At 75.9% G+C, this 4,669-nt stretch carries 3 protein-coding genes and 1 pseudogene; 3 read left to right on the plus strand and 1 reads right to left on the minus strand.

Annotated features, from left to right (window positions below; genetic code table 11):
* Window positions 1–417: pseudogene (locus tag AE652_RS29950) on the plus strand (Crp/Fnr family transcriptional regulator); the annotation flags it as partial.
* Window positions 418–688: 271 nt separating this feature from the next.
* A complete protein-coding gene (locus AE652_RS29955) occupies window positions 689–1,738 on the plus strand; it encodes a family 2 encapsulin nanocompartment cargo protein polyprenyl transferase (protein WP_049657139.1) in 1,050 nt (349 codons plus the stop codon).
* A 120-nt stretch (window positions 1,739–1,858) separates the two neighbouring features.
* Here AE652_RS29955 and AE652_RS29960 read toward each other — a convergent pair whose 3' ends face one another.
* On the minus strand, window positions 1,859–2,899 hold the full coding sequence (locus AE652_RS29960; protein ID WP_049657141.1) for an NAD-dependent epimerase/dehydratase family protein: 1,041 nt from the start codon (window positions 2,897–2,899) through the stop codon (window positions 1,859–1,861).
* Window positions 2,900–3,192: 293 nt separating this feature from the next.
* Here AE652_RS29960 and AE652_RS29965 point away from each other — a divergent pair, with 293 nt between their 5' ends.
* Window positions 3,193–4,527: a DUF1254 domain-containing protein gene (locus AE652_RS29965; RefSeq protein ID WP_049657142.1), complete on the plus strand. Its 1,335-nt coding sequence runs from the start codon at window positions 3,193–3,195 to the stop codon at window positions 4,525–4,527.
* The last annotated feature ends 142 nt before the right edge of the window (window positions 4,528–4,669 follow it).

Raw genomic sequence — 4,669 nt, forward strand, 5'->3', positions numbered from 1 at the left:
ATGGACGAGCTGCTCAGCCGCCGCCGCGGCACCAAGCTGTTCCTGGCCCACCCCCGGGCCATCGCCGCCTTCGGCCGGGAGCTCAACAAGCGCGGCCTCTACCCGGACACGGTCGAGGTCGACGGCAAGCAGATCCAGTCCTGGCGCGGCGTCCCGGTCTTCCCGTGCAACAAGATCCCGATCGTCGGGAGCACCAGCTCGATCCTCGCGATGCGAATCGGCGAGGACAACCAGGGCGTCATCGGCCTCCACCAGACCGGAATTCCGGACGAATACCAGCCGAGCCTTTCGGTGCGGTTCATGGGAATCGACGACAAGGCCATCATTTCCTACCTGGTGAGCGCCTACTACTCCGCCGCGATCCTGGTGCCGGACGCGGTCGGCGTCCTGGAGAACGTGGACATCGCGCAGTACTGACGGTTCGCACGGCCGGTCGCGGCGCCGCGCCGTCGTGCCGTCCGCCGGGGCCGCCCATCCGGCCCCGGCGGACGGCGGCCCCGGCGCGTACGGACCCGGCCGGTACGACCCCGGCGCGTACCGACCCTGCCGGTACGACCCCGGTGCGTACCGACCCCGTCGGCACGGGCCCGGCCGGGGCGAGGCGCGACCGCGCCCGGCACCGCAGCGCAACTCCGGTCCGCCGTCGGCGGGCCGTCCCACGACAGGCGCCCGACAGGGGGAGAGACCCATGACGAGTCCCACGCTGGAGCGGGACCACAAAGAGGGGCACGAGGCGGCGGACATCCTCGCCCGGACCCGCGCCCTGGTCGACCCGGTCCTGCGGGCCGCCGTCGACTCGCTGCCCGGCACCATGCGCAAGGTGTCCGGCTACCACTTCGGCTGGTGGGAGGCGGACGGCACCCCCGCCGAGGCACCCGCCGGCAAGGCGATCCGGCCGGCCATGGTCCTCGCCGCCACCCAGGCCCTGGGCGGCAGGCCCAACGAGGCCGTCGCCGCGGCCGCCGCGGTGGAGCTGGTGCACAACTTCACCCTGCTCCACGACGACGTCATCGACCGGGACGACACCCGGCGCCACCGGCCCACCGCCTGGCGGGTGTTCGGCACCACCGAGGCCATCCTGGCCGGGGACGCCATGCACTCCCTCGCGCTGCGCCTGCTCGCCGAGGACACCCACCCGGCCGCCCAGGGCTCGATCCGCCGGCTCGCCGACTGCGTGGTCGAGCTCTGCGAGGGCCAGCAGATCGACTGCGCCTTCGAGCGGCGCGACGACGTCTCGCTGCCCGAGTGCCTGGCGATGGCGGAGGCCAAGACCGGCGCGCTGCTCGGCGCGGCCTGCTCGATGGGCGCCCTGTACGGGGGCGCCTCCGAGGAGGCGGCGCAGGCGCTGGACGGCTTCGGCCGGGAGATCGGCCTGGCCTTCCAGCTGATCGACGACCTGATCGGCATCTGGGGGGATCCGGCGGTCACCGGCAAGCCGGTCGGCGCGGACCTGGTCGCCCGGAAGAAGTCGCTGCCGGTGGTCGCGGCGCTGGGGTCCGGCACCGTGGACGGCAAGCGGCTGGCCGAGCTGTACGCGATCGAACGCCCGCTGAGCCCCGAGGAGTTGGCGCAGTGCGCGGCGGCCGTCGAGGCGGCCGGCGGGCGTGGCTGGGCGCAGGGCGAGTCCTGCGAGCGGATGGCCACGGCGATGGCGCAGCTGGCCGCCGCGGTCCCGGAGCCGGCCGCGGCCGACGAGCTGCTGGCGCTCGCCGAGCTGGTCACCCGCCGCACGCACTGAGCGGGCCGCCCGGGCCGGATGCGTCCCCGGGCCTTTCCCCGGTGTCTCCCCGGGGGGTGGGAGGCCAGCCCGGCCGGCTTCCCACCCCCGGCCGCCTCCACGGCCCGGCCGACCTCGCCGTCAGCCGAAGGCGGCCAACAGCCGCCGCTCCTTGGCGGGTTCGATGCCGTGCCGCACCGCCGCCCCTGGCCGCCCCTTGCGCCCCTCGGCGTCGGTGTCCTCGACCGGCCCGCGCGTCCGCAGCCACTCCCAGGTGTCCCGCGCCGTCTCGGCGAACGGCCGGCAGCGCAGCCCGGCCGCCTCCGCCCGGCCGGTGTCGGCCAGCCAGACGCCCGCCAGCTCGGGCAGGTCCGGTGCCCAGAGCGGGAGTTCGGTCCACCAGTCGACCCGGTCCGGCCCCTCGGCGAGCAGCGGCCCGTCCGGGACCCGGACCAGCTCGGTGTCCGCGGCGCCCGCCACCTCCCGGCAGGTCTCCAGCCACTCGCCGAAGCGGAGCCGCCCCGGCGGCGCCGTCGTGACGAACCGCCCCGCCGTCCCGGCCGTCAGCAGGTCCAGCCCGAAGCCGGCGAAGTCCCGGACGTCGATCACCTGCATGGTCCGCCGCGGATCCCCCGGGGCGAGCACCCGCCCGCCGCGGGCCATCCGCTCCAGCCACCAGGGCAGCCGGCCGCCGAACTCGTACGGCCCGACGAGCAGCCCGCTGTTCAGTACCAGCGTGCGCCCGGCGCCGAACCCCGCCAGCACGGCGCGCTCGCAGCCGGCCTTCAGGGCGTTGCCGGGCGGCTGGTCGGGCGGGGTGTCGGCGGGGCAGGGGTGCGGCGCGGAACCCTCGTCGACCACGTGGGCGGGCCAGTCGGCGAAGGCGTGCACGGAGGAGACGAAGGTGTAGTGCCCGGCCCGCTCGCGCAGCAGTCGGGCGCTGAGCGCGGCCTGGGCGGGCTGCTGGGCGGAGGTGTCGACGACGGCGTCCCAGCCGCGGCCGTTGACCAGCCGGGCGAGGTCCCCGGCGCTGTCGCGGTCGCCCCGGACGGCCTCGACACCGGGCAGGTCGGCGGCGCTGCGGCCGCGGTTGAAGGTGGTCACCCGGTGGCCCCTGGCGAGGGCCTCGGCAGCGTAGGCCCGTCCGAGGAAGGACGAGCCCCCAAGCAGGAGGATCTTCATACCGACGACCCTCTCCCGGCCGCCCCGCCGGTACGCCCGGATCAGCGCACAGCAGATCCCGGCGGGCGGAAGCCGCGCGGCTTCCGGTCCGACATGCCGCCCCACCCGGCCCCGCTTAGCATCCGAGGTGTACCGCGGTCGGCGACCGCACCCCGGCCCGGTGCGCGCCCCGTACGGCGGACCCGCCCGCCGCGCCGGCACCGACGGCCCGCCGGCGTCGAGCGTCCCACCGGTGCCGTGCCGGCGCCGCCGCCCCCGCCGACCGGCTGCCCGCCCCGGACGAAGGACCCGTGATGAACCAGCCCGAGCTGGAGGCCCTGGCCGCCGACGCGTACGTCTACGGCTACCCGCTGGTCGCCGGCCTCACCATGGTCGAGCGCTTCGACCGCGGTGGCCTGGGCACCCTGCCGGCGGCGCCGTTCAACCACCTCAGCCACGCCACCCGACTGGCCGGTCCGGCCGACCGCTTCGTCTCGGTCAACAACGACACGGTCTACTCGATCGCCCAGCTCGACCTCTCCGAGGGCCCGCAGGTGCTGCGCGTCCCGGACACCGCCGGCGCCTACTACGTGCTGCAGGTCATCGACGCCTGGACGGACAACGTCGCCTACCTCGGCCGCCGGGCCACCGGCACCGGCGCGCAGACCTGGCTGATCGTCCCGCCCGGCTGGCACGGCACCCCCTCGGACCCCGACCGGGTGATCGAACTGCCGACCACCGTCGGCACCCTCGTCGGCCGCTTCGCCTGCGCCGGCCCGGACGACTTCCCCCGGGTCCGGGCCCTCCAGGCCGCCCTCGAACTGGAACCGCTGGAACCCGGAGGCCTGGTCGCCGGACTCCCCGAACCGGACGCGGACGTCCCCGAGCGGCTGGCCTTCTTCGAGCGGCTGCGGGTCTGGATGCAGGCCTTCCCGCCCGCCACCGCCGACATCGAGTACCAGCGCCGCTTCGCCCCGCTCGGCCTGCTCGACGACGGCGCCTCGCCGTACCGCGCGGCCGCCGCCGAATGGACACTGGCGCTGGCCAAGGGCCTGGCCGCCGGCCGCGAACGGGTCGAGGACGCCACCCGCCCGCCCGAGGACCACCCGCCCGGCGAGTGGCGCAGCGCCCTCCACCTCTTCGACTACAACACCGACCACCTGGGCCCCGGCACCCTCGACGACCCCGAGTGGCGCATCCCCGACCGCCGCGCCGCCTACCTCAGCCGGGCCGCCGCCGCCCGGGCCGGCCTCTGGGGCAACCACGCCTACGAGGCCTCGTACGCGATGACCTACGACGACTCCGACGGCCGGCCCCTCACCGGCCTCCACGACTACACCCTGCGCTTCGACCAGCCGCCCCCGGCCGGGGCATTCTGGTCCGTCACGATGTACTCCGTCCCGGACTACTACCTGGTGGAGAATCCGATCGACCGCTACTCGATCGGCGACCGCACCCCAGGACTGGTCCACGGCGAGGACGGCTCCCTCACCCTGACCCTCCGGCACGACCAGCCCGAGGACCCGACCGCCGCCGCCAACTGGCTCCCCACCCCACCCGGCGAGTTCCGCCCCATCCTCCGCATCTACCAACCCGAACCCGCCGTCCTGGACGGCACCTACCAAGTCCCCCCGATCCACCGCCTCTGACCCCCGGGCCGGCCAACGCCCCGCCGCCCCAGCTCCCACCCCGCAAGCCGCGCTGCCCCCGTGACCCGCCGCGCACACCCCGCCACCCGAGCTCCCACCCCCGCCCGCCCCGCCGCCGCGCGGCGCGCTGGCCGGGCAACTG

This window comes from Kitasatospora sp. MY 5-36 (assembly GCF_001182915.1).
GTDB lineage: Bacteria > Actinomycetota > Actinomycetes > Streptomycetales > Streptomycetaceae > Kitasatospora.

Coding starts and splice junctions, on each gene's coding strand:
- AE652_RS29955 (WP_049657139.1), top strand. CDS start 689: ATGACGAGTCCCACGCTGGAGCGGGACCACAAAGAGGGGCACGAGGCG.
- AE652_RS29965 (WP_049657142.1), top strand. CDS start 3,193: ATGAACCAGCCCGAGCTGGAGGCCCTGGCCGCCGACGCGTACGTCTAC.
- AE652_RS29960 (WP_049657141.1), bottom strand. CDS start 2,899: ATGAAGATCCTCCTGCTTGGGGGCTCGTCCTTCCTCGGACGGGCCTAC.